At 72.0% G+C, this 23,270-nt stretch carries 25 protein-coding genes; 13 read left to right on the forward strand and 12 right to left on the reverse strand.

The features are described 5' to 3' along the window. Positions 1 to 24 precede the first annotated feature (24 nt). Together BLU27_RS21940 and arfB are read left to right on the forward strand one after the other, a co-directional pair. Positions 25 to 708 (forward strand): GOLPH3/VPS74 family protein, encoded by a 684-nt coding sequence (locus BLU27_RS21940; RefSeq protein ID WP_092655571.1) that lies wholly within the window; start codon positions 25 to 27, stop codon positions 706 to 708. A 10-nt stretch (positions 709 to 718) separates the two neighbouring features. Beyond that, entirely contained in the window at positions 719 to 1,144 is a 426-nt protein-coding gene (gene arfB, locus BLU27_RS21945) for an alternative ribosome rescue aminoacyl-tRNA hydrolase ArfB (protein WP_092655572.1), read from the forward strand. 48 nt (positions 1,145 to 1,192) lie between these two features. Here arfB and BLU27_RS21950 read toward each other — a convergent pair whose 3' ends face one another. Together BLU27_RS21950 and BLU27_RS21955 are read right to left on the reverse strand one after the other, a co-directional pair. Then, positions 1,193 to 1,603, reverse strand: a complete 411-nt coding sequence (locus BLU27_RS21950; protein WP_092655573.1) for a hypothetical protein — start codon at positions 1,601 to 1,603, stop codon at positions 1,193 to 1,195. A gap of 51 nt (positions 1,604 to 1,654) precedes the next feature. After that, the gene (locus tag BLU27_RS21955) at positions 1,655 to 2,563 is read right to left on the reverse strand and encodes an arginase family protein (RefSeq protein WP_092658026.1); all 909 of its coding nucleotides are present in this window, start codon (positions 2,561 to 2,563) and stop codon (positions 1,655 to 1,657) included. Between the two features lie 203 nt (positions 2,564 to 2,766). Between BLU27_RS21955 and BLU27_RS21960 the strand changes: the two genes are divergently transcribed. Continuing rightward, positions 2,767 to 3,621 (forward strand): spermidine synthase, encoded by an 855-nt coding sequence (locus BLU27_RS21960; protein WP_241827565.1) that lies wholly within the window; start codon positions 2,767 to 2,769, stop codon positions 3,619 to 3,621. Between the two features lie 17 nt (positions 3,622 to 3,638). Next, on the forward strand, positions 3,639 to 4,121 hold the full coding sequence (locus BLU27_RS21965) for a GNAT family N-acetyltransferase (RefSeq protein ID WP_092655574.1): 483 nt from the start codon (positions 3,639 to 3,641) through the stop codon (positions 4,119 to 4,121). 35 nt (positions 4,122 to 4,156) lie between these two features. On the opposite strand, the gene BLU27_RS21970 is transcribed toward BLU27_RS21965, so the two are convergent. From BLU27_RS21970 to BLU27_RS21980, 3 genes are all read right to left on the reverse strand, one after another. Further along, positions 4,157 to 4,456 (reverse strand): thiamine-binding protein, encoded by a 300-nt coding sequence (locus tag BLU27_RS21970; protein WP_092655575.1) that lies wholly within the window; start codon positions 4,454 to 4,456, stop codon positions 4,157 to 4,159. A gap of 5 nt (positions 4,457 to 4,461) precedes the next feature. Then, positions 4,462 to 5,334 (reverse strand): acyl-CoA thioesterase II, encoded by an 873-nt coding sequence (tesB, locus tag BLU27_RS21975; protein WP_092658030.1) that lies wholly within the window; start codon positions 5,332 to 5,334, stop codon positions 4,462 to 4,464. 110 nt (positions 5,335 to 5,444) lie between these two features. Further along, positions 5,445 to 6,140, reverse strand: coding sequence for a FadR/GntR family transcriptional regulator (locus BLU27_RS21980; protein ID WP_092655576.1), 696 nt, complete (start codon positions 6,138 to 6,140; stop codon positions 5,445 to 5,447). Positions 6,141 to 6,303: 163 nt separating this feature from the next. Between BLU27_RS21980 and BLU27_RS21985 the strand changes: the two genes are divergently transcribed. Together BLU27_RS21985 and BLU27_RS21990 are read left to right on the forward strand one after the other, a co-directional pair. Further along, positions 6,304 to 7,203, forward strand: coding sequence for a dihydrodipicolinate synthase family protein (locus tag BLU27_RS21985; protein ID WP_241827566.1), 900 nt, complete (start codon positions 6,304 to 6,306; stop codon positions 7,201 to 7,203). 30 nt (positions 7,204 to 7,233) lie between these two features. Then, positions 7,234 to 8,388: a sialidase family protein gene (locus BLU27_RS21990; protein ID WP_092655578.1), complete on the forward strand. Its 1,155-nt coding sequence runs from the start codon at positions 7,234 to 7,236 to the stop codon at positions 8,386 to 8,388. Positions 8,389 to 8,392: 4 nt separating this feature from the next. Here the strand turns inward: BLU27_RS21990 and BLU27_RS21995 are convergent, their stop codons facing one another. Then, positions 8,393 to 9,223, reverse strand: coding sequence for a phytanoyl-CoA dioxygenase family protein (locus BLU27_RS21995; RefSeq protein WP_092655579.1), 831 nt, complete (start codon positions 9,221 to 9,223; stop codon positions 8,393 to 8,395). A gap of 139 nt (positions 9,224 to 9,362) precedes the next feature. Continuing rightward, positions 9,363 to 10,259, reverse strand: a complete 897-nt coding sequence (locus BLU27_RS22000; RefSeq protein WP_092655580.1) for a helix-turn-helix transcriptional regulator — start codon at positions 10,257 to 10,259, stop codon at positions 9,363 to 9,365. A gap of 81 nt (positions 10,260 to 10,340) precedes the next feature. On the opposite strand from BLU27_RS22000, the gene BLU27_RS22005 reads away from it, so the two are divergent. Beyond that, positions 10,341 to 10,553, forward strand: coding sequence for a DUF2277 domain-containing protein (locus tag BLU27_RS22005; protein ID WP_092655581.1), 213 nt, complete (start codon positions 10,341 to 10,343; stop codon positions 10,551 to 10,553). Between the two features lie 22 nt (positions 10,554 to 10,575). Here the strand turns inward: BLU27_RS22005 and rbsK are convergent, their stop codons facing one another. Continuing rightward, positions 10,576 to 11,496 carry a ribokinase gene (rbsK, locus tag BLU27_RS22010; RefSeq protein ID WP_092655582.1) on the reverse strand — a complete coding sequence of 307 codons (921 nt, stop codon included), beginning with the start codon at positions 11,494 to 11,496 and terminating at the stop codon, positions 10,576 to 10,578. Between the two features lie 146 nt (positions 11,497 to 11,642). Between rbsK and BLU27_RS22015 the strand changes: the two genes are divergently transcribed. Then, positions 11,643 to 12,587, forward strand: coding sequence for a phytanoyl-CoA dioxygenase family protein (locus BLU27_RS22015; protein ID WP_092655583.1), 945 nt, complete (start codon positions 11,643 to 11,645; stop codon positions 12,585 to 12,587). A 22-nt stretch (positions 12,588 to 12,609) separates the two neighbouring features. Here the strand turns inward: BLU27_RS22015 and BLU27_RS22020 are convergent, their stop codons facing one another. Then, complete coding sequence (locus BLU27_RS22020; RefSeq protein WP_241827567.1) at positions 12,610 to 13,281, reverse strand: EcsC family protein; 672 nt, start codon at positions 13,279 to 13,281, stop codon at positions 12,610 to 12,612. 148 nt (positions 13,282 to 13,429) lie between these two features. Here BLU27_RS22020 and BLU27_RS22025 point away from each other — a divergent pair, with 148 nt between their 5' ends. Next, a complete protein-coding gene (locus tag BLU27_RS22025) occupies positions 13,430 to 14,377 on the forward strand; it encodes an oxidoreductase (protein WP_092655584.1) in 948 nt (315 codons plus the stop codon). 346 nt (positions 14,378 to 14,723) lie between these two features. Beyond that, entirely contained in the window at positions 14,724 to 16,193 is a 1,470-nt protein-coding gene (locus BLU27_RS22030; RefSeq protein ID WP_092658034.1) for a glycoside hydrolase family 10-like protein, read from the forward strand. 278 nt (positions 16,194 to 16,471) lie between these two features. Here BLU27_RS22030 and BLU27_RS22035 read toward each other — a convergent pair whose 3' ends face one another. From BLU27_RS22035 to BLU27_RS22045, 3 genes are all read right to left on the reverse strand, one after another. Next, entirely contained in the window at positions 16,472 to 16,828 is a 357-nt protein-coding gene (locus BLU27_RS22035; RefSeq protein ID WP_092655585.1) for an RNA polymerase-binding protein RbpA, read from the reverse strand. 145 nt (positions 16,829 to 16,973) lie between these two features. After that, the gene (secG, locus tag BLU27_RS22040; protein WP_092655586.1) at positions 16,974 to 17,207 is read right to left on the reverse strand and encodes a preprotein translocase subunit SecG; all 234 of its coding nucleotides are present in this window, start codon (positions 17,205 to 17,207) and stop codon (positions 16,974 to 16,976) included. Between the two features lie 215 nt (positions 17,208 to 17,422). Next, positions 17,423 to 18,787 (reverse strand): MFS transporter, encoded by a 1,365-nt coding sequence (locus BLU27_RS22045; protein ID WP_172805010.1) that lies wholly within the window; start codon positions 18,785 to 18,787, stop codon positions 17,423 to 17,425. A gap of 178 nt (positions 18,788 to 18,965) precedes the next feature. Between BLU27_RS22045 and pgm the strand changes: the two genes are divergently transcribed. From pgm to BLU27_RS22060, 3 genes are all read left to right on the forward strand, one after another. Further along, positions 18,966 to 20,612, forward strand: coding sequence for a phosphoglucomutase (alpha-D-glucose-1,6-bisphosphate-dependent) (gene pgm, locus BLU27_RS22050; protein WP_092658038.1), 1,647 nt, complete (start codon positions 18,966 to 18,968; stop codon positions 20,610 to 20,612). 95 nt (positions 20,613 to 20,707) lie between these two features. Further along, positions 20,708 to 21,760, forward strand: a complete 1,053-nt coding sequence (locus BLU27_RS22055) for a lipoate-protein ligase LplAB (protein WP_092655587.1) — start codon at positions 20,708 to 20,710, stop codon at positions 21,758 to 21,760. A gap of 259 nt (positions 21,761 to 22,019) precedes the next feature. Next, positions 22,020 to 22,988, forward strand: a complete 969-nt coding sequence (locus BLU27_RS22060) for a hypothetical protein (protein WP_092655588.1) — start codon at positions 22,020 to 22,022, stop codon at positions 22,986 to 22,988. The last annotated feature ends 282 nt before the right edge of the window (positions 22,989 to 23,270 follow it).

Genomic DNA, 23,270 nt, shown 5'->3' on the forward strand with positions numbered 1-23,270 from the left:
TCTCGACCTGGACGGGGGACGACCATGCTCCTGGCGGAGGATCTGCTGCTGTTGCTCGTGGACGACAGCACCGGACGGCCGGTGACCGACGGCACCAAACTCGACCACGCACTCGCGGGTGCGGTGCTCCTCGAGCTGACGCTGCGGGGGAAGGTCGACGTCGCCGGTCCGGGCGAGGACGTGCGCAAGGGCCGTCTGGTCGTGCGCGACGAGAGCCCGACCGGCGAGCCGGTCCTCGACCAGGGCCTGTCGATCCTGGACGCCCGGGAGGGCAGCAAGCCGGCGAACGTTCTCGGCAGACTCGCCAAGGGCCTGCGGGACCGACTGCTGGCCGGCCTCGCCGACCGTGGCGTCCTCCGGCAGGAGAAGGGCAGGGTGCTCGGGATCTTCCCCACCACGCGCTGGCCCGCCGAGGACTCCTCGCACGAGAACTCCCTGCGCGTCACGCTGTCGGATGTGCTGGTCCAAGGCCGCACCCCGGACGCCCGGACCGGTGCGCTGGTGTCGCTGCTGGCGGCGATCGACGTCGTGCCGAAGGTTGTCGACGCCCCCGACCGGCGCGCGGTCCGGCGGCGGGCCAGGGAGATCTCCGAAGGTGCCTGGGCCGCGGACGCGGTGAAGAAGGCGGTCGCGGCGGTGAACGCAGCCACGATGGCGGCCGTCAGCGCCGCCACCACCGCCGCCGCCTCCTCGACGGCGACGAACTGAGGGACCGCCGATGGCGCCGGGCTCCCTGCGGGTAGGACCGCTCGACCTCGACCCGGGCGAGCTGACCTGGCGGTTCTCGCGGGCCGGAGGTCCCGGCGGTCAGGGCGTCAACACCACCGACTCCCGGGCGAGCGTGTCGTTCGACCTCACGCGGTCACCGGCGCTGAGCGAGGCGGCTCGGGAGCGGGCCACGGCCCGGCTCGGTGACCGGCTGGTGGACGGCGTACTCACCGTCACGGCGTCCGAGCATCGGTCCCAGCTGGCGAACCGGCGCGCGGCGCTGGCCAGGCTGGGGATGTTGCTGGAGCAGGCCCTCGCGCCCCCACCCAAGGCACGCCGGCGTACCCGCCCGTCGCGAGGCTCGGTGGAGCGCCGGCTGTCGTCGAAGAAGCGGCAGGGCGACGTCAAGCGGATGCGCCGCCGGCCGGACTACTGACGCCCCGCCCGGCACCGGTGCCGTCCGCGCCCGGCCGGCGGCTCGGGGTCAGCCGCGCCGGCGGGGACGCAGTTTGCGTACGGCGTCCGGCACCCGCGCGGGCAGTCCCTTGGGCAGTCGCGACGTCGGTTCCTCACCGGGCCGGACGCGTCGGTTGAGGTCGGCGTGCTCGAGCAGCTCGGGCAGTGGCCGGTCGACTCCCGGGTAGGCCGCGATCGGCGACTCCCCCGCGAACACCACCCACACCTGCTCGCCGCGGTGGAAGACCCGGAGCACCGAGCCGTCGACGACGGTCCCGGCGTGCTTCAGTGCCTGGCGGCGGTTGCCCTGGCGGGCGAGCGCGTTGGTGACGGCGCGCTGGGCGGGCTCGCGTCCGTGCTTGACCGCCTCGTAGGCCAGCGGGCCGTACTTCACGGCGTAGTTGATCACGCTCCTGCTGAGCTTTCCCTTGCCGGCCACGTGGCCCACCTCCGATGATCGGCTACGGTCAGTGTCCCACGGCGGGCCGCCTCAGTCCTGCGCCTGCGCCCTGCCCGCGAGCGCCTCCACCATCGTCTCGGTGAACCGGCCGGCGAGGGTGCCGCCGGGGTCGAGGTCGGGGTCGAAGACCGTGACGTCCACGCCCCGGCAGCGCGGATCGGCCAGCATGGGGCCGAGCAGCGCGGCGAGCTCTGAGTGTTCCAGCCCGCCCGGGCAGGGTGAGTCGACCGCCGGCATCACCAGCGGGTCGAGGACGTCGGCGTCCACGTGCACCCAGAACCCGTCGAGTTCGCGCAGGTAGCGCACCGTCTGACTGGCGATCCGGCGGGCCCCTTCGGCCCGGATGGCGAGGGCGGTCCGGACGGGGACACCGAGATCGGCCAGCTCGGTGAGGTGGACGTCGTTGTCGCGGATGCCGAGCACCACGGTGTCCCGGTCGCGGACGTACGGCGCCAGGCCGTCGATGTCGGCCAGGTCGTCCTGGCCCCGCCCGGTCACCAGGGCGAGGTCCTCCCCCGCCGCGGCCCCGACGTAGTCCGCGCCGTCGCCCAGGTGGCGGAAGTCGGAGTGGCCGTCGACGAACACCAGGCCGTGCCGACCGTGCCGGCGCAGGGCGAGCGCGGGGCCGAGCAGGATGCTGCAGTCTCCGCCGAGCACGACGAGGAAGTCGCCGTCAGCCAGGCACACGCTCACCCGGTCGGCCAGGCGGCAGGTGAAGTCGGCGATGGCCGCGGCGTTGATCACTCCGTCGCCGGGCTTCCAGCCGGTGACGTCGTAGCGCGGGGCAACGACGCAGCCGACGTCGACGGCGCGGCTGCGGGCCACCAGCCCGTTGTCACGCAGGGCGCCGGCCAGCTTGTAGCAACCGGGCACGACACCGGGCGAGGGCATCGCCAGACCGAGGTTGGACGGCGCGTCCAGGACACAGATCCTGCCCATGGCGCGATCGTAACCGTCCGGCGGCGCTGTCAAGGTCGCCTTGCGTTCGAACGCCGACGGAGGTCGCGGCCCCGTCCGGCGGTCCGCCGGCCGGCGTGCGAGGCTGAGGTGTGCCCGACCGCCGACCACCCGCCCGGACCCGGCGTGCCACCAACCGCGGCCCGGCCGGCTCCGCACAGTCCACCAGATCCGCCAGGTCAGCCGTGCCCGCCGGAACCCACCCCATCGACACCGGCGAGGTAACCCTCACCGCCGACCCGGGCGACCCGGGTGGATGGTTCGTGATCGTCAACGGCGTCCCGAGCTCCTACGTCCATCTCGGCGACCCGACCCGGCTGGACTTCGAGTACGTCCGCTGGACCGGTGACATCCTCGACCACCTGCCGCCGGGTCCCCTGCGGGTCGCGCACCTCGGCGGCGCAGGATGCACCCTCGCCCGTTATGTCGCCGCCACCAGGCCCGGGTCGCGGCAGGTGGTGTTCGAGATCGACGGCGCCCTGGTCGACCTGGTGCGGGAGGGCTTCGGGCTGGTACGCGACCGCGGCATCCGGGTGCGTACCGGCGACGCCCGAGCAGGGCTGGCGTCCCTGCGCGAAGGCTCCCAGGACGTGGTGATCCGGGACGCGTTCACCGGCAACCGGGTGCCCGGCCACCTGACCACGTGCGAGTTCGCACACGAACTGGTGCGGGTGCTGGACTCTTCGGGCGTGTACATCGCCAACGTCGCCGACCGCACCGAGCAACGGCACGCCCGCGCCGAGGCGGCCACCCTGCGGGAGGTGTTCGCGCACGTGGCGCTGATCGCCGAGCCGTCGCAGCTGCGCGGACGAAGGTACGGCAACGTGCTGCTGCTCGCCTCCAACACCGACCTGCCACTCGACGGGCTCACCCGCCGGCTGGCGTCGGGCGCTGTGCGCGCCCGGCTGGTGCTGCCGGACCGGGTGGCCGAACTCGTGGCCGGTCTGCGGCCACTGCGCGATCCTGACGAACCTGGCAAGATCCCCATGAGCGGCCTCGCCGAGGGGGAGGCCGCCGAGGGCGTGCAACCGCACGAGTGAACGGAGGACACGTCGGCATGATCCAACCGGACGTTCGGCTGCGTACGGTCGAGGACGCCGACCTGGCGTACTTCTTCGTGCACATGCAGGATCCCGCGGCGATCCAGATGGCGGCGTTCACCCCGGCCGACCCCAGCGACCGCGACGCGTTCGACGCACGCTGGCAGCGCATCCGGACCCATCCGACCGGCACCGTGCGGACGGTCCTCACCGACGGGCAGGTCGCGGGGCACGTGGCGAGCTTCGACTACGCCGGCAACACCGAGGTCACGTACTGGCTCGGCCGCGAACACTGGGGCCGCGGCATCGCGACCCGGGCGCTGCGGGAGCTCCTCGCGGAGGTGACGACCCGGCCGCTGCACGCCCGTGCGGTGCAGGACAACGCCGCCTCCCTGCGGGTGCTGGAGCGGTGCGGCTTCCGGGTGTGTGGCGAGGACCGGGGATTCGCCAACGGCCGGGCCGCGGAGGTCGCGGAGTACGTCCTCGTACTCGACGCGTAGCCAGCGCGCCGAGCGCCCGTGCCCAGGCGTAGGCCCTAGTCGGCGAGCAGCCGCTCGACGCGTTCGACCTTGCCGGTGAGCTCGCCGGTGTGGCCGGGCCGGATGTCGGCCTTGAGGACGAGGCCCACCCGCGGGGAGGTCGCGGCCACGACGTCGACCGCCCGCTTGACCACTGCCATCACCTCGTCCCACTCCCCTTCGATGTTGGTGAACATCGCGTTGGTCTCGTTCGGGAGGCCGGACTCGCGGACGACCCGGACGGCCTCGGCGACCGCCTCGCTCACGCTGCCGTCGTCGGCTCCGCTGGTGGGACTGATGCTGAAGGCCACAATCATGGGTCCTACTTTTCCCTACGCGGAACCTGCCGGATCAGCCCCTCCTGGACAACGGAGGCGACCAGCGAGCCGTCCGGGGTGAACAACCGCCCGGTGGCCAGGCCGCGCGAGTCCGCCGCCGACGGGGAGACCTGGTCGTAGAGCAGCCAGTCGTCGGCCCGGAAGGCTCGGTGGAACCAGATCGCGTGGTCCAGCGACACGGTCTGCAGGTCGGGTGCGCCGATGTGGGTGCCGTGCGGGACCAGTGTGGCGCCGAGCAGAGTGAGGTCGCTGGCGTACGCGAGCACGCAACTGTGCAGCACCGGGTCGTCGGGCAGCGTGCCTGCGGCCCGCAGCCACACCCGGGCGCGGGCCGGGTGCTCGGGGTCGGCGGGTACGCCGCCGCGTGCTGAGTCGCCGGCGTACCTCACGTCCAGCGCGGCCCACTCCTCCGCCCAGGCGGCACTGGGCCGGCCGGACACCTTCTCCAGCACCTCGCCCAGGGTCGGGCACCGCTCCGGGTCGGGTACGTCCGGCATGGCGTCCTGGTGCTCGTAGCCGGGCTCGGGCACGTGGAACGACGCGCTCATGTAGAAGATCGTCCGGCCGTGCTGGCGGGCCACCACCCGGCGGGTGCTGAACGACCGGCCGTCGCGGGTGCACTCGACGTCGTAGACGATCGGGACGCTGGTGTCGCCCGGGCGCAGGAAGTACGCGTGCAGCGAGTGCACCATCCGGTCGGGTCCCATGGTGCGGCTGGCCGCCACCAGAGCCTGGCCCGCGACCTGGCCACCGAAGACCCGCTGGAGCCTGGTTTCGGGCTGCCGGCCGCGGAAGAGGTTGTCCTCGATCTTCTCGAGGTCGAGGAGGTCGCGGAGTTCGTCGAGGGATCGAGGCACGGCCACATCGTGCCAGTTGGCCGAGGCGTGCTCCCACCTCGGGCGGCCGGGGAGGGCCGGCCGGTCGGACCGGAGGGGCGCAGGAGTCGCGGCCGCGAAGGCTCGGGGGGTCAGCGGGGCCCGGAGGTAGCCGCCACCAGCCACCGTACGCGTTCGCGCAGGTCGGCGAAGTGGTTCAGCAACGCCTGCCGGGCCGGCGCCGGGTCGCCCGAACGCAGCGCCTCCACCACTCGGCGGTGCCCCTGGACCACCCGGACGCGGTCGACCGGCGTCTGTTCCAGCTCGTCGGCCACCTGGTGGTAGATGTCCCAGAACACCGAGATCAGCTGGGTGGCGAGCTCGTTGGCCACCGATGCGTACAGCGCCTCGTGGAAGCGCTGGTCGGCGGCGGCGAGATCGCCCTTGTCCATCTCCTCGACCGCGCGGTCCAGGGACGCCAGCTGGGCCTCGTCGACCCTGGTGGCGACCTGTTCGATCAGGCCGAGCTCGAGGAGTTCGCGGACCTCCACCAGGTCGGCGAGTGCGCCGGGGTCGTCGCGCACCCGCAGCCGCGTACGGAACAGCAGGCCGGGCGTCACCGCGGTCATCGGGGCGGTTCCCACGAACGTGCCGTAGCCGTGCCGGATGTCCACGATGCCCAGCGTGTGCAACGCACGTAGGGCCTCGCGCACGGAGTTGCGGCTCACGCCGAGCGTGTCGACCAAAGCCGGTTCGGCCGGGAGCGGCGAACCTGCCGGCAGGCCCTGCTCGAGGATCAGGTCGACGATGCGCTCCTCGAGATGCCTGCGCCGGCCGCTGTCCGCCATGGAGTACTCAGCCTTTCGGATCGGAACGAACGTCGGCTAGCGTAGCGCCCGGCCGTTCAGACATCCCACGTCCTATGTCTACAGGAGTCCTGTGCCCGCCACCCAGCCCTCACCACCCAGCCAGCCCCTGCCTGTCCAGAGCTCACCGCCCGTCCCGGGCGGCGTGATCCCCCCTGTGTGCACCCCGCTCACCACGGACCGCGAACTCGATCTCGCCTCCCTCGAACGCCTCTGCGGCTTCCTGCTCGACGCCGGCGTCGCCGGCCTGTTCGTGGGTGGGTCGACCGGCGAGACGGCCTACCTCACCGACGACCGCCGTACCCGCGTGCTGGCCGCGGTCGCCGGCATCGTCGCCGGCCAGGTCCCGGTGGTCGCCGGCACCATCGACCTGACCACCGACCGGGTGCTCGGCCACGCCCGCGCCGCGGCCCGTCTCGGCGCCGACGCCCTGGTCGCCACCGCGCCGTTCTACGCGCCCACCCATCCGGCCGAGATCGCGGTCCACTTCCGGTCCGTCCGCGAGGCGGTGGACCTGCCGCTGCTGGCATACGACATCCCGAGTGCGGTGCACACCAAGCTGCCCACCGACCTGGTGGCCGAACTCGCCGCGGACGGCGTACTGGCCGGCCTGAAGGACTCCAGCGGTGACGTCGACGGCTTCCGGGCAGCGTGTGCCGCCACCGCGCGGGTGCCGGGCTTCGTCGCGTTCACCGGCTCGGAGACTCACGCCGACCTCGCCCTGCTGGCCGGCGGGGCCGGCATCGTCCCCGGGCTGGGCAACGTCGACCCGCACGGGTACGTCCGGCTGTACGACGCGGCCCGCCGCGGTGACTGGGCGGCCGCGACCGCCGAGCAGGAACGCCTCCGCGCGCTGTTCGCGATGATCGGCGTCGGCGACCCTGCGCGGATGGGGCGGTACTCCTCCGCGATCGGGGCGTTCAAGGCCGCACTCGTCCACCGCGGCGTGATCACCTCCGGCGCCACGAGCCGGCCGATGATCGGGCTGAACGACACCGAGAACGCCGCCGTGCTCGGCCACCTCGAGCGCGCCGGCCTGTGCTGAACACCGACGACGGCGCCGAGGGAAACGACAGTGCCGCATACCACTGCGCCGGAAGAAGCGACGGTCTTCGAGGCCGGGACCGACGGCTACCACACGTTCCGGATCCCGGCGCTCCTGCCCGCGGGCGACGGGACACTCCTGGCGTTCGCCGAGGGCCGGCGGGACGGAGCCGGCGACGCCGGCCGTATCGACCTCGTACTCCGCCGGTCGGGCGACGGAGGCCGCACGTGGAGTCCGCTGACGGTCGTCGGGACCGGCCCCGAGCTCACGGTCGGAAACCCCAGCCCCGTGGTGGATCCGGCCACCGGTGACGTCGTCGTGCTCAGCACCTGCGCGGCCGCGGACGCGAGCGAGGATCGGATCCTCGCCGGCCGGGTCGGGCCGCGTGAAGGGCGCAGGGTACGCGTTCAGCGCAGCACCGACGCCGGCCGCACCTGGAGCGCTCCGGTCGACGTCACCGAGACGACGAAGCGCGCGGACTGGCGGTGGTACGCCACCGGACCAGGACACGGGCTGGCGCTGCGGTCGGGGCCGTTCGCCGGTCGCCTCGTCGTACCGGCGAACCACTCCGCGCCCGGCACCGGCTACGGCGGGCACCTGTTGCTCAGCGACGACGGTGGCCGGTCATGGCGGATCGGCGCGGTCGATCCCGGCACCCCCGGCACCCCAGGCGGCTCGGGCGGCTCGGGCGGCTCGGGCGGCTCGGGCGGCGAGGAGATCAGGCCGAACGAGACCGCCGTCACCGAACTCCCCGGCGGCCGGGTCTACGCCGCCACCCGCAACCAGGCCGCCGGTGCGCGAGCGGCCCGGGCGCACGCGTGGAGTTCGTCCGGCGGAGAGGAGTTCGACCGGCCGTACGCCCCGGTGAGCGGCCTGGTCGCACCGGTCGTGCAGTGCTCGGTGCTGGCGATCCCGGACGTGCTGGTGTTCGCCGGCCCGGACGACGTACGCGAGCGGCGCAACCTCACCTTGCGGGTGAGCGCCGACGCGGGCCACACCTGGGCGCGTTCGCTGGTGGTGTGGCCCGGGCCGGCGGCCTACTCCGACCTCGCCCACCTCGGCAGCGGCGCCGGCACCCGGCAAGGCGCCGGGATCGGAGTGCTGCACGAGGCGGGCGAGCGGTCGGCGTACGAGCGCATCAGGTTCGTCCGCGTGCCCGTCCGGGACCTGCGAGGGTCCGCTTGACGGGTCAGCCGGTGGCGACCGGGCTGCCGGGCTTCAGGTCCGCCGGCGTCAGCGCGCCCTCGCCGAACACCAGGGAGTACTCCTCGCGCCCCTTCGTGTGCTGGGTCCGCGCGTCCATGTAACAGACGCTGAAGGCCCGCCGGGGAATGTCGGTGGCGTTGACGTCGGAGGAGTGCACCAGCCAGTTGTGCAGCAGGACTGCCTCACCGGGCTGGAGTTCGAGGTGGTGCACCTTCTCCGGCAGGCAGTACTCCTTCGCCTGCTCCTCGGTGAGGAAGCCGGAGCCGTGCTCGGGGTTGATCAGGCCGAGCTTGTGGCTGCCCGGGATCACCTGGACGCAGCCGTTGGCGACCGTCGCCGGGTCGAGCGCGGTCCACACGGTGATCAGCGGGTCGCGGTCGAGGAACGCCCAGCGGTCCTGGTGCCAGGGCAGGAAAGTGCCTTGGCGGGCCGGCTTGTTCATGAACATCGCCCGGAACGCCGAGACCGGGACGTCGCCGTAGGTCTGCCGGCAGATCTCCTCGAACAGCGGCCGCTGCAGGTACGACAGGAACAGCGGGTCGAACTCGAGGTCCTGGATCTTGCGGTAGTCCAGCGTCGCGCCCTTCCAGCCCTTGGACTGCTTGCCGGCGTCGGCGTACGCGCCGTTGCGGCTGTCGAGCTGCATGAGCAGTCGGTCGTAGTCGATGGCGGCCCGGCCGAGCATGATGTCGTCGATGCGGTCGCGCAGTCCGGACAGGTCGTCGTCGGACAACACGCGGCCGAGGACGACGTAGCCGTTCTCCTCGTAGAAGTCCCACTGCTCCGCGGTGACCGTGGTGACCAGGTCAGTCATTGCACTCCTTGGCTTCGTTCCGGTTCTCCGGCACTGCGGTCACGCTAGGTTCGCATCGCCCTGGACGGAATGGATGCGCTGAACGCCGGGATGGACGATCTGAACCTCGGCCGCACTCGGACAGGTCGCCTGCACCCGCTCAGCCGGACTGGCTCACCGGGTCGAGATGGCGGCGGTACTCCGACGGGCTGCGGCCGAACCTCGCCCGGAACGCCCGGCTGAAGTAGTACGGATCGTCGTAGCCGACCTCCCTGGCCACCGCCCGGATCGTCAGCTGCCGGTCGGTCAGCATCGCGGCGGCGCGATCCAGCCGCAGCCGGGTGAGGTACTGCAGCGGCGTGACGCCGAGCACCCGGCCGAAGACGCGGTTCAGGTGCTGCCCGCTGAAACCGAACCTGCCGGCGAGATCGTCCAGGGTGGTCCGCCGCCCGATCCGCTGGGTGAGCTCGTCCAGCACCCAGGCGACCACCGGGTCGACCGGGCGGGGCCGCAGCAGGCCGAGCTCGGCGTCGTGCACCAGCAGCTCCAGGGTGACCAGCTGGGCCCAGGCCGGCAGCGTGAGGCGCGTCAGCCGGGCGTCGCGGTCCCACTCGGCCACCGCCGAACGAAGGTGCCCGGCCAGGCGGGTGCCGGGCCGTACCCTCCGCACGCGGGGAGGGCGCAGCAGGTCGAAGACGTCCTGGCCGCCTGCCAGCGTGGCCTCCACGTGCAGCGAGCCGATCACCACGTGACGGCTCACCGGCGAGGCATGGTGCGGCAGGCCGGGCGGGACCACCAGCAGGTCACCGGCGGCCAGCGGCACAAGTTCGTCACCGAGGACCCAGGTCACCCTGCCCTGCCGCAGGAAGATCAGGTTGTAGTCGGGCACCGTGCGCCGCTCGAGCGTGTAGCCGTTGTCCCGGACCTGCCGGGAGCCCATGGCCCCCACGGCCCGAATCTGCGCGTTCGCCAGTACGAAGTCCAGCAGAGGCGGGGTGACGCGCGGATCGTCCGGATCGCGCGGGTCACGCGGGTCGTACGGGTCCCCGGTGCTCATGCCGCGTCCGTTCCTCGCCGGTGGCGCCGCTCGGGGGTGGTCGGTGATTGACTGACCGCTGTCGAGTACGAGGAGAAGCCGATGTGCCGAAGCATCAAGACCCTGCGGGCGCCGTACGTCGAGTCCGCCACGCCCACCGACGTGCACGCCGCCGCGCTGCAGTACGTCCGGAAGATCTCCGGGTTCCGCGCCCCGGCCGCACACAACGCCGAGGCCTTCGACGCCGCGGTGGAGGCGGTCGCCCGGGCGACCCAGGACCTGCTGGACGGGCTGGTCGTCCGCGGCCGGGCCTGAGTCCGGGCGTCAGGACTGCGGGTCACCGCCCGAACGCCCCGAACGTCCGGGCTTCGAACTCCTCGATCCGGGCCCGGGTCGGCATGGAGGTGCTCGCGCCCTCCTGACCCACCGACAGCGCGGCCGCGGCGGTCGCCCACCGCAGGGCCTGCCCCATCGGCCGGCCCTCGCCGAGCGCGACCGCGAGCGTTCCCACGAAGGTGTCGCCGGCCGCGGTGGTGTCGCGCACCTGAACCGACGGCGCGGGCACGTGCTCACCGGCTCCGTCGCGGCGTAGCCAGCGCGCGCCGTCCGCGCCGAGGGTGACCACTACCTCGGGCACCAGCTCAGCAAGCGCGTGCGCGGCGGAGTTCACGTCGTCCTTCCCGGTCAGCACGAGCGCCTCGGACTCGTTGGGCACGAGCAGGTCGACACACTTCAGCAGCTCCGCCGGCAAGGGCTGGGCCGGCGCCGGTGTCAGGACTACCTTGACACCGCGTTCCCGTGCCGCCTTCGCGCCCGCGAGCACCGCGTCCAGTGGCAACTCCAGCTGGAGCAGGAGGAGCTGCGCACCGGTCAACGCCTCGTCCAGTCCGTAGGCCAGGCCGTGCACCGTGCCGTTGGCGCCGGGTACGACCACGATGGAGTTCTCGCCGCCGTCCTCGACCAGGATGTGTGCGGTGCCGGTGGTCTCGGCCACGTTCGCCAGCGCACGGGTGTCCACGCCGGCGTCGTCGAGCACCGCACGCAACTGCCGGCCGTAGGGATCGTCGCCGACCGAGCCGACCATCGCGACGTCGCCGCCCGCGCGCGCGGCCGCGATGGCCTGGTTGGCGCCCTTGCCGCCGGGCACGGTGACGAACCGCCGACCGGCGACCGTCTCCCCAAGCTCCGGTGCGCGTTCGGCGAACACCACCAGGTCCATGTTGGCGCTGCCGAGCACACACACCCGGGCCCTGCCCATCCGGCCTCCCCGCGCGACCACAGCCGGTCGCTTCGCTGCCGAGCCTTGCCGCTCGCCGTCGGTGCACACCATTCTGGTGGTGGCACCCACCGCGGGAAACCCGTGCGTCCGGGAGTGCCCGTCTCTTGGCCAACGGAGGAGCCGACATGGCGACCGCCTCGACCAGCTCGTCCCTCGCGACCGCGGAGCTCCCGCCGCTGCGCGCCCAGGACCGCACCCTGCAACCGAGTCCGGACGCGCTCGGCCCGCTGCGGCGCTCCGACGACGCGGTGGACGACCCGGACGAACTCTGGCGCCGCCTGGACGCCGACGGCTACCTCTACCTCCCCGGATACCTCGACCGGGAGGAAGTGCTCGCCGCCCGGCGCGACATTGCGACCTCGCTGGCCGCCGAGGGCATCCTCGACCCCGGCGCCGACCCGATGCTCGCCGTGCCCGGTCCGAGCGAGCACAACCGCATCTTCGACGACCTGGCCAAGGCGAGCGGGCCACTACAGCGGGTGCTCTACGCGGGCGCGATGGTCCGGCTGTACGAGCGGATGTTCGGCGAGCCGGTGCGCCACTACGACTACACCTGGCTGCGGGCGGTCCGCCCTGGCCGGGGCACGGCGCCGCACGGCGACAGCGTTTTCATGAACCGCGGTACGCCGAACCTCCTCACCGCCTGGGTGCCCCTCGGTGACGTCGACCTGCGGCTCGGCGGTCTGATGCTGCTGGAGGGGTCGAACCGGCTGGAGAGCGTACGGCGCGACTACCACACCCGCGACGTCGACGCCTTCTGCGAGAGCGACGAGCAGGCGGCCGAACTCGCGCGGGAGGGACGCTGGGGCTGGAACGGCGTCTTCTCCCCCGACCCGGTTGCGCTGCGCGCCGACCTCGGCCTGCGCTGGGTCACCGGGGAGTACGCCGCGGGCGACGTGGTGACGTTCCCGATGTACACGCTGCACGGGAGCCTGGACAACACCTCGACCCGCGTCCGGCTCTCCTGCGACCTGCGCTATCAGCGGGCGAGCGAGCCCGCCGACCCGCGCTGGGTGGGCGCCAGCCCGACGGCGCACGGTCCGGCCAGCAAGCGCGGCCTGATCTGCTGAACGGCCTGCGGCGCCGTAACTCTCAGCCGCGCTCGGCGGCCTGGTCGGCGCCGAGCTCGCGCGGCGCCTGGGGGAAGTGCATCCGTGCGTGCGAGGCGATCCGGTGCATCAGCATCGCGTCGAAGGCGCCGCCCACGACGCCGCCCACCACCGGCACCCCGCGGCCCAGCCGGGCCAGGCTCTTCTGGCCGACCTGGGCGAACAACCGGAACGCCACCGCCTTGTTGACCATCATCAGCGCGGCCGGGGACACGCCCTGCAGGGCGGCCGCGGCGATGCCGTTCACGCCGATCCCGGCCCTGGACAACACCGTGCTGGAGTCGTTGCCGGTGAGGGTGAGGAGCACGGTCGTACGGACGGCGTCGTGGCTTATGTCGTGGCCGCGTACCGCGGCGATCGCCGCGACCATCCGGGTGGCCACGACGTAGAAGCCCAGCACGTTGGCGGAGAGCGCGACCGGAAGGGTCAGAAATCCGCCCAGACCGGTGACGAACCCGCCCGCCGCGGCGAGCCTGGTGTGCGTGGCGACGATCCGGTCGATGGCCTGCTCCGGGTCGTCGGTGGCGGCCAGCGCCCGCTCCGCGGCCTTGCTCGCCGAGGCGAGGTCACCGCCGCCGTCGATCCCGGCGCGCATGAGGTAGCCGACCGCGACGTCGGAGGCCTTGCCGGCGGCACTGTTCCTGAGGAGCTTCACAGGTCCCGAGTATGCACGATCGCCGGACCGGCGCCAGTCGGCCGAGACCGTGGCACCGCCGGAGAGCCGTACAGGTGGTGGTTCATCCCGGGCCGGGGCGTTCGTCCCCGTTCGACCTGATGTCGGCGCAGCCCGCGATGATGAGCGCATGGGTTCCCTGTCCTGGACCGCCGACCAGATACCCGCCCTCACCGGCCGCACCGCGGTGGTGACCGGAGCCAACGCCGGCCTCGGCTACCACGTCGCCCTCGAGCTTGCGAGATACGGCGCCTGCGTGGTGCTGGCCTGCCGCGACCCCCGGCGCGGCGAGGCCGCGCTGGCCCGGATCCGGCGCGAGCTCGCCCGGCCCTGCGTCGAGTTGCGCCCGCTCGACCTCGGTGACCTGAACAGTGTGCGCGGGTTCGCCGCCCGCGTCACCTCCGAGCACCCGGTGCTCGACCTGCTCGTCAACAACGCGGGCATCATGGCGATCCCGCGCGCGCTCACCGCGGACGGCTTCGAGCGCCAGTTCGGCGTCAACCACCTCGGTCACTTCGCTCTGACCGGCCTGCTGCTGCCCGCCCTTCGGTCAGCCCCGGATCCGCGAGTGGTCACCGTCTCCAGCCAGGCGCACGTGATGGGCACCATCGACTTCGACGACCTGATGGCCGAACGCCGGTACGGCCCGTGGCGGGCCTACGGGCAGAGCAAGCTGGCCAACCTGCTGTTCACGTTCGAGCTCCAGCGCCGAGCCGACCGGGCGGGCATGCCACTGACCAGCGTGGCCACCCATCCCGGATACGCCGCCACCAATCTGCAGAACGCCGCCGCCCGGACCCGTCGCCGGGCCTGGGTGCGGCACGCCAGCGCAGCGGTCACCAGGCTGGTCGCCCAGCCCGCCGCTCAGGGCGCGCTGACCACGCTGTACGCCGCGACCATGCCCGACGTACGCGGCGGGGAGTTCTTCGGGCCGGACTCCTTCGGCGGTTCCCGCGGCCATCCCACCAGGGTGAAGGCGGCCGCGAAGGCACACGACCCCGAGACCGCCGCCCGGCTGTGGGATCGGTCGGAGGAGCTCACCGCAGTCGCGTTCCGGGAGCTGGATTCGTCGCCGTGAACAATAGACGCGTCACGACTCTCACCGGCACAATTCCTTCGAAACGCCGTCGCCCGAGGGGGTTCCCGTGGTCCACGAGTCCGGGTCCGCAGAGTCGTCCGCGCAGCCGTCCGCCCACTCGAAGGCGGAGTGGTCCGCCCAGTCGAACGCGGAGTCGTCCGCCGTAGTCCGTGGTCGGCGGCCACGACGCGAGGTGTCCCGCCGCGGCGTTCTGGGGGTGGGGCTGTCCGCCGCGTTCGCCTCGGTGCCGGGAGGACTCGCACTCGGCGCCTCCCCCGCCGCGGCCGCTTCGGTGACCGGTGTGACGAGCCACGCCGCCACGAACTGCCCAGTGCCGGATCCGGCCATGCCCAAGCGGCAGTTCCGCGCCGCGTGGATCGCGAGCGTCGCCAACATCGACTGGCCCTCCCGTCCCGGCCTCGGCGTCGCCGAGCAGCAGGCGGAATACCGAGCGCTGCTGGACGACGCGGAGCGCAACCGGTTCAACGCGGTCGTGGTTCAGGTCAGGCCTACCGCCGACGCGTTCTGGCCGTCGCCGTACGAACCCTGGTCGTCGTGGCTCACCGGGACCCAGGGGCGCGACCCCGGCTACGACCCGCTGGAGTTCGCGGTCCGGGAGGCGCACGCGCGCAACCTGGAGTTCCACGCGTGGTTCAATCCCTACCGCGTGAGCATGGGAACCGACCCATCCGTCCTCACTCCCGACCACCCCGCCCGGGTGCACCCGGACTGGATCGTGGCGTACGGCGGGAAGCTCTACTACAACCCCGGCATTCCGCAGGTGCGCCGTTTCGTCGAGGACGCGATCATGGACGGGGTGCGGCGGTACGACATCGACGGGGTGCACTTCGACGACTACTTCTACCCCTACCCGGTGGGTACGACGCCGTTCGACGACGACGCGACGTACGAGCAGTACGGCGACGGCTTCCCCGACAAGGCGTCCTGGCGGCGGCACAACATCGACCTGCTGATCCAGGAGCTGGGCGCCCGGATCAAGGATGCCAAGCCCTGGGTGAAGTTCGGCGTCAGCCCGTTCGCGGTGTGGCGCAACCAGGCCACCGACTCCGAGGGCTCGGCCACCATGGCAGGTGTGCAGACCTACGACGACCTCGCGGCCGACACGCGCAGGTGGGTGCGGGAGGAGTGGATCGACTACATCGTCCCGCAGGTGTACTGGAGCATCGGCTTCGCGCCGGCCGACTACGCCGTGTTGATCCCGTGGTGGTCAGAGCAGGTCGAGGGCACCGACGTCCAGCTCTTCATCGGCCAGGCCACCTACAAGGTGGGTACGTCCACGCAGTCGCCGGAGTGGTCCGATCCGGACGAGATGAGCCGGCACCTCACCTTCAACCGCGACTGCCCGCAGGTGCTCGGCGACGTGTACTTCAGCGCAAAGGACGTCCGGGCCAATCGGCTGCACCACATGGACATCGTGCGCGCGGAGCACTACAGCCGGCCCGCGCTGGTTCCGGTGGCCGAGCAACTCGGCGGCCACGCGCCCGCCCAGCCGGTGCTGACCGGCGCCGAGCCGGTCGCGGGCGGAGTTCGGCTGACCTGGGTGAGCCCTCCGGGAGACGGATCGGCGGCCACCTCGTACGCCGTGTACCGGTTCGACGGACGAGGCCCGGTGGACACCTGCGACCTGGCCGACGCGCACGGCCTGGTAGCAACGGTGCGCGGCGCCGGAACGGGCCGGCAAACCTTCGTGGACGCCACGGCCGAGCGAGGCCGGACCTACACCTACGTCGTCACCGCCCTCGACCGCGTCCAGCACGAAAGCGAGCCGAGCCGCAGCCGCACCGTCCGCCGCTGACCCGGCCCTGCCCTTCGCACTCGACCAGGCCACGAGCTTGAGCAGGCCGAGGTGGGAAGACCTACGGGGCCCAGGTCGCCGACGGACACCAGCCAGGAGGCCAGAGGTGGGACATGGGATGTCTGTCACGTACTCGGGCGCCCTCGGAGCCGCCGAAAGCCGGATGGCCGGCCGCACGGATCGCGCGGCCGGCCATCGGGACGGCATGGTGCAGGCGATTGCCCGGTGCCGCCCGGGCCGCCGGCTCGAGGCCGGCTCACGCCGGCCCCGGCTCGAACTCAGAGGATGACTTCGCCCCGGCTGACGCGGGCGCGCAGCTGCTGAAGGGCCTCCTCCAGGATCTGGCGGGCCTCCTCGTCGCTACGGCGTTCCTTCACGTAGGCCAGGTGCGTCTTGTACGGCTCGTTGCGCGGCACCGGCGGCGGGTTGCCGGAGTCGACGCTGGCCGGCAGACCGCAACGCGGGCAGTCCCAGGAGTCCGGGATCTGCGCGTCGATCGCGAAGCTCGGCCGGGTCTCGTGCCCGTTGGCGCACCAGTAGGTGACGCGGCGGCGTGGAGCGGTGTCACCCCGCTCGGCCTCTCCCATGGGACCGGCACCGACCCGGCTTCCTCGAATGGCGCTGCCACTTGCCACGGACGATCTCCCTCGTACGGAATGACTGACGTGCCGACCGATGGATGCTGACATCGGCGTTATATCGGATTCGAGGAAACGGTCGGGCGCTACGTCGATGGTCTGGTGAAACTGCGAAACCTGGCTGGAATCGGGTGAGAGGAGACTAGCTGAACTTGAGCAACAAACCGAGCGCCACGATGCAGGCGAACCAGATGATGCCCATACCGACCGTGATGCGGTCGAGGTTGCGCTCGGCGATGGAGGAACCACCCAGGCTCGACGTCACCCCTCCACCGAACAGGTCGGACAGGCCGCCGCCCCTCCCCTTGTGGAGCAGGACCAGCAGCACGAGCACGAGGCTCGTGAGGATCAACAGGATCGAGAGCGCGGTGACCACGTTCCGGTGAACCCCTTTGTCAGACGGCGCCGATGTCAGCCGAGCCGATTACCGGCTCCTTGAGGAAACCAGACTACGACACACCAGGGCACCTTGCCGCCCCCGGCACCGCCAGGGCCCTTTCCGGCGGGTCGGCGCCCAGCCATCCTCCACGACGATCTTCGCCGTCCGGCTGACAAGGGCGCCTTGCTTCTCTCCCCGGTGACGACCGGCTTTCAGCCGACCGGCGTCTCGGCGGCCCGGTCGGCGCGCACCCGGCGTTCCCTGACCGCGTGCTCGTCGGTGCGGTCGTCATAGCGCCAGAAGTCACGCAGCCAGGCGGCCACCAGCCCCACACCGAGGACGCACAATGCACCGCCGCTCACGATCGCGGTGCGAACGCTGGTCGCGTCGGCGACCAGACCGGCGCGCGCCTCACCTCCGAGCGGCCCGATGGAGTACGACAGCATCTCGATCCCGGCGAGCCGGCCCCGGCGTTCGTCGGGAATGGTCTGGTTCCAGATCACGCTCCGGAAGAGCCCGCTCACCATGTCGGCCGCTCCGGCCACCGCCAGGGCGACCACCGCGAGCCACACCGACGGCGACAGCCCGGCCAGCACCACCGCCGCACCCCAGGTCGCCGCGGCGAGCACCACCGCCCGGCCGTGGTGGTGGACCCGGGCCACCCAGCCGCTGGTCGCGGTGGCCAGTAGCGATCCGACGGTCCCGGCGGAGTACAGCAGCCCGAGCGCGGCGGGCTCACGCAGCACGTCGGCGGCGAACGCCGGGAACAACACGGTCGGCATCGCCAGGAACATCGCGGTCAGGTCGACGATGTAGGTGCCGAGCAGGTCCCGGCGGCGTACGGCGTAGGACAGCCCGTCGCCGATCTCGCGTACGGTCGCCGCGATCCCGGAGCTGATCGCCCTCGCCACCGGAGGACAGGGCCGCAGACCGGCGAAGATCGCCGTGGCCACGGCCAGCCCCGTCACGTCCACGGCGTACGCCCAGGCCGCTCCCCCGGATGCCAGGATCAGCCCGCCGAGCGTGGGCCCGGCCAGCATGGCGACCTGGACGCCGATCGAGCTGAGCGCGACCGCGGCCGGGAGCTGGTCGTGGCCGACCACCCGCGGCACGAGCGCCTCCCGGCTCGGCCGCTGCAGCGCCTGGGCCACCGCGAGCAACGCACCCACCACGGCGTAGATCACCCCCACCGACGGATGGTCGAGGGCCGCGTTGGCGAGGAGTACGGCAGTGAGCAGGCACTGACCGACGCCGGTGCCGACCAGGACCTTGCGCCGGTCCGCACGGTCGGCCAGCGCACCGCCGTACAACCCGCAGACGACCAGCGGGACGAGCTGGACCAGGCCCAGCGCTCCGACGGCGAAGTTGGAGCCGGTGAGGTGGTAGAGCTGGTACGGCAGCGCGACGTAGCTGACCATCCCGCCCAGGTAGAACACCGTCCCGGCGATCCACAGCAGGCGGAAGTCGCGGGACGTGCGCAGCGGGGTGAGGTCGGGCCACAGCGCGGTGAGTCGGCGGCGCCAGCCCGTGGGACCCCGCCCACCCGGTGCCGCCTCGGTGGGTCGAGGACCTGTCACGAGGTGCAATTCTGCGGGGTACGCCGACCGGTCGCCACCGGGATTCGGGCCGGTGGCCGCAGACAGCCAGACCCGGGCACGGGTCGCCACCTGTGCGGCGCCGCAGGCTGGCAGGCTGGACCCGAGCAGCAGGAGCGCGACTCCGCTGACCCCCGCGTTCGAGGAGAGGGACGAGCCGATGAGTGTCGACGCACGTGCCGGGCAGCCCGCCGAGGAATCCGACCTCGTGGACGTCGCCCACCTGGTCACCGCCTACTACGCCGGTCACCCCGACGCCGGTGTCGCGGACCAGCAGGTGTCCTTCGGTACGTCCGGCCACCGCGGATCGAGCCTTTCGCTCTCGTTCAACGACGACCACATCGCCGCGGTCAGCCAGGCGATCTGCGAGCACCGCGCGAACGCCGGCGTCACCGGGCCGCTCTACCTCGCCCGGGACACTCACGCCCTGTCCGAGCCGGCGTGGACCACCGCGCTGGAGGTGTTCGCGGCCAACGACGTGACAGTGCTGATCGACGCCCGCGACGGCTACACCCCGACACCGGCGTTGTCGCACGCGATCCTCGCCCACAACCGGGGCCGCACCGACGGCCTCGCCGACGGGGTGGTGGTCACGCCTTCGCACAACCCGCCCGCGGACGGCGGGTTCAAGTACAACCCACCGAACGGCGGACCGGCCGACACCGACGTCACCAGATGGATCCAGAACCGCGCGAACGAGATCGTCGGCGCCGGGCTGTCCGGCGTACGCCGGGTCCCGTTCGCCCGGGCACGTGCCGCCGACACCACCGACCGGTACGACTTCCTGGACGCCTACGTGCGCGACCTCCCGGCCGTCGTGAACCTGGACGCGGTCCGGTCGGCGGGGGTGCGGATCGGCGCGGACCCGCTGGGCGGGGCGAGCGTCGCCTACTGGGGAGCGATCGGTGAGCGGTACGGACTGGACCTCACCGTGGTCAACCCGGTCGCGGACCCCACCTGGCGGTTCATGACGCTGGACTGGGACGGCAAGATCCGGATGGACTGCTCCTCGCCGCACGCGATGGCCTCACTGATCGGCCGGCGCGAGGCGTACCAGGTCGCCACCGGCAACGACGCCGACGCCGACCGGCACGGCATCGTCACCCCCGACGGCGGGCTGATGAACCCCAACCACTACCTCGCGGTGGCGATCTCCTACCTGTTCGGGCACCGTGACGGCTGGCCGGGCGGCGCGACCGTCGGCAAGACGCTGGTGAGCTCGTCGATGATCGACCTGGTGGCCGCCGACCTCGGCCGGGCGCTGCTGGAGGTCCCGGTGGGCTTCAAGTGGTTCGTGCCGGGGTTGCTCGACGGCTCGGTGGGCTTCGGTGGCGAGGAGAGTGCCGGCGCGTCGTTCCTGCGTACCGACGGAACGGTCTGGACGACCGACAAGGACGGCATCCTGCTGGCGCTGCTCGCCTCGGAGATCCAGGCGGTGACCGGCCGCTCCCCCAGCGAGCACTACGCCGAGCTGACGGAGAGGTTCGGCGACCCGGCGTACGCCCGGGTGGACGCGCCCGCCAACCGCGAGCAGAAGGCGGCGCTGGGCAAGCTCGCCCCCGAACAGGTCACCGCCACCGAGCTCGCCGGCGAGGAGATCACCGCCAAGCTCACCAGGGCCCCGGGCAACGATGCGCCGATCGGCGGCCTGAAGGTGACGACCCGCAGCGCGTGGTTCGCCGCCAGGCCCTCCGGCACCGAGGACGTGTACAAGATCTACGCCGAGTCGTTCCAGGGGCCCGAGCACCTGGCGGAGGTGCAGAAGGAGGCCCGCGCGGTCGTCGACGCGGTCCTCGAGGGCGCCTGAGGCGAACCCGCGCAACGGGAAGGACCGCGGCGTCCACCGGCGTTGACACCACGTCGGCCGTGGTGCCGACGAGGAACAGAACGGCAGGTGGCGAAGTGCACGGTGAGTACAAGGTGCCGGGCGGGAAGCTGGTGGTCGTCGACCTCGACGTCGCCGACGGTGCGCTGGCGGACGTCCGGGTCAGCGGCGACTTCTTCCTCGAACCCGACGAAGCGCTGGACGCGATCAACGCCGCCCTGACCGGGCTGCCGGCCACCGCCGACACCCAGGTGCTGACCGAACGCGTGGAGGCCGGGCTCGGCCCGGACGCCGTGCTCCTCGGCTTCTCCCCTCAGGCCGTGGCGATCGCCGTACGCCGCGCCCTCGCCCGGGCCACCGAGTGGCACGACCACGAGTGGCACCTGGTGCACGAGGGCCCGCAGGACCCGGCAATGCACATGGCGATCGACGAGGTGCTGGCCGTGGACGTCGCCGCCGGACGCCGCCCGCCCACGCTGCGGATCTGGGAGTGGGCGAAGCCCTGTGTGGTGATCGGCAGCTTCCAGTCGCTGCGCAACGAGGTGGACGCCGAGGGCGCGCGCCGCCACGGCATCGAGGTGGTCCGCCGGATCAGCGGTGGCGGCGCGATGTTCATCGAGCCGGGCAACACGATCACGTACTCGTTGTACGCACCCACGTCGCTCATCGACGGGATGTCGTTCGCCGACTCCTACGCCTACCTCGACGACTGGGTGCTCGGAGCGTTCAACGAGGACCTCGGCGTCCGCGCGTGGTACCAACCGCTCAACGACATCACCTCCGACGGCGGCAAGATCGGCGGCGCCGCGCAGAAGCGGCTGGCCACCGGAGCGGTCCTGCACCACGTGACGATGGCCTACGACATCGACGCCGACAAGATGCTGGAGGTCCTGCGGATCGGGCGGGAGAAGCTGTCCGACAAGGGAACGACCAGCGCCGGCAAGCGAGTGGACCCGTTGCGGCGCCAGACCGGACTGCCGCGGGAGGAGATCGTCGACAGGATGATCGCGCACTTCCGCCGGCGCCACGGCCTTGTCAACGACACCTTGACGGCCGCGGAGCGAGACGCCGCCGCCGCCCTGGTGGCCACGAAGTTCGGCACGACCGAGTGGACCGCACGAATCCCCTGACGGCTTTGGTTTCCCGGGGTTTTCGGGAGCGTGCCGGATGTACCGGCGGACCGTGATGCGCCTCGCCGACGCCGGAAAATGTCCGAACGGTGTCCGGTTGCCGCGGAACGGACGTCCGATTCCGGAAGGGAATGAAACCAAGCTTCACCTGGCGGACCTTTCGTGAAAGATGATGATTGTCCGTACGGGGGGCGGCCTTCTTCGATACACGCGTTCCTCCTGGCGGACCGACCACCAATACAGGGGAGGACCGCACCACATGAAGCTACGAAGCGCAATCGCCGCGACGTCTCTGGTCGCAGCAGGCGGGATCGCGTTCGCGATGCCGGCCAACGCCGACCTGGTGACTCGTTGCGTCGGCGAGGGCGGTGCCGTCACCGTTCCCGGCGACCTGGTTGTCCCGGCGGGCAAGGCCTGCTGGCTCAACGGCACCACTGTCGAGGGAAACGTGCGGGTCGCAGCCGGCGCGGACCTGATCGTCGACGGTGCGACGTTCAAGGGTTCCGTCACCGTGGCGGAGAACGCCTACGTCGACACCACCGACACCACGATCGCCCAGAACGTCAGCACCAACAACGCCTTCGGGTCGTACTTCTACGGCAGCAACCTCGGTGGCGCGGTCAACGCCAAGGCCGACGAGGGTTCTGAGTACGACGGGTTCGTCTACACCGTCGACTCCAAGGTCACCGGCCGGGTCAACGCCTCGGTCCCGGGCGAGGTCGTCGTGGACGGCTCGCAGGTCGGTGGCGCTCTCACCGGCCAGGGCACGCGTTACCTGGACGTCTACAACTCCACGATCGACGGCAAGCTCACGGTCGCCGACAACGAGGAGGGCTCGGTCTTCTGCGAGAGCGAGGTCTACGGGGACGCCGGCTACACGGGCAACTCCGGCACCCTGCAGCTGGGCGCCGACGGGCCGCTGGCCCCGTGCTCCGGCACCAGCTACTGGGGTGGGAACGTCGACGTCTCGAACAACGCCGGGACCATCGTGGTGAGCAACAACATCGTGCGCGGCAACCTCTCCGGTACCGGGAACGACCCGGCGCCGACCGGTGAGAACAACCGTGTGCGTGGCTCGGTGTCGGGTCAGTTCGAGAACCTCCAGGCTCCGGCCGCCATGCGGATGGCCGCGCCGCAGGACCGCAAGGACGACCTCGCCGGGACGGTGAAGGAGCGCCGGGCCGACGCGCAGGCCGAGGCCAAGGCGGCCGGCAAGGCTCGGCTCTGACGGTGGCCGTACGCCACGGCGGATCGACGACTGACTCGCAGAAGTACCTGAGATAACAGAAGTTCGGCAGCAGACACCGTGAGGTCGACGGTGCGACGCGGTGGCCGGGTCCGGTGGGCCCGGCCACCGCTCGCGTTCGCGAGGATCGCGGGCAGGTCGGTCATGCACGGCCCCGAGGTCGCCGCACGAACCGTCGGGCGAGCCCTCCGCCACGGGACCGTCCGCGTCTGCCCGGACTCCTCCCACGCCGTCAATGGCGGGTACCCCGACCGGATTCGCCGC

The organism is Actinopolymorpha singaporensis (genome assembly GCF_900104745.1).
In the GTDB taxonomy this organism is placed as follows: Bacteria; Actinomycetota; Actinomycetes; order Propionibacteriales; family Actinopolymorphaceae; genus Actinopolymorpha; species Actinopolymorpha singaporensis.